Origin of the sequence: Faecousia intestinalis (assembly GCF_040096185.1) — a bacterium.
Taxonomy (GTDB): domain Bacteria; phylum Bacillota; class Clostridia; order Oscillospirales; family Oscillospiraceae; genus JAZOXB01.
Window position 1 is genome coordinate 1 of sequence record NZ_JBBMFF010000064.1, and the last position, 780, is coordinate 780.

Annotated in this window: 1 protein-coding gene; it reads left to right on the top strand. The window is 47.2% G+C overall.

All coding sequences use genetic code 11. The features are described from left to right. The first annotated feature begins 133 nt into the window (after positions 1 to 133). Positions 134 to 727, top strand: coding sequence for a hypothetical protein (locus WMO66_RS00865; protein ID WP_349134518.1), 594 nt, complete (start codon positions 134 to 136; stop codon positions 725 to 727). Positions 728 to 780: the final 53 nt, after the last annotated feature.

Below are 780 nucleotides of genomic sequence, written 5' to 3' on the forward strand. Positions count from 1 at the left end.
CCTCGCGCTTCGCGCTCAGGGCGCCACGTCGGCCGTTGGCCGCCTCGCAATGACAAATTTGGGGCTTTTACGCCATAGAATCGGTGCAGCCATTTGACGGCCTGTGCGGAAACCATACAGAAGGGGGGGTATCATGAAGAAAAAATGGATCATTCCTGCCATTATTGCAGTAGTCCTTGTTGCGATTGCTCTTTTTATAGCTGCCTATCCAATCCTGCTCTTTGTCGCTGCAACGGATGAATCGATAAAGCAGCTGAACAATTCGTACATCAACAGCGACTATCAGGGCTGGCACGAGGTGACTTTCTTTGACAAGCACCACTTTTCCCTGCCTGATACATGGCGCATTGAAGCCATCGATGATACGACCTATTGCATTTATGCGGAGGATGCGCAGGTAATTGCTTATGTGGGAAAACTCGGCAGATATGCGGGGATGGATTCGTTTTGTAATGAGACGATTGGAACAGCAGAAGTCCTTACGCAGTCGGAATTATTTGTCGGGGTACATTTCGGCAATGGCTGCTATATGTACCAGATGACGGCCATGATGCCGGATACACAGCAGGAAGAATTCGCCTATGCTATTGCAGATGCTACCGTTGCTCCTGACGATTGTATCATTCTCTTCCGAAATGATGTTCTCTCCCGTGAGACGGTGTCGGAATATGTTGCTGCTATTGCCTATTCCTATGAATTGGACAGTGATTATGTTATTCGTGAATAAACAACTGTTCTAAAGATGATTTGAGACCTGCTAAAGATGAAACTTTCGTCTTT

Coding starts and splice junctions, on each gene's coding strand:
- WMO66_RS00865 (WP_349134518.1), top strand. CDS start 134: ATGAAGAAAAAATGGATCATTCCTGCCATTATTGCAGTAGTCCTTGTT.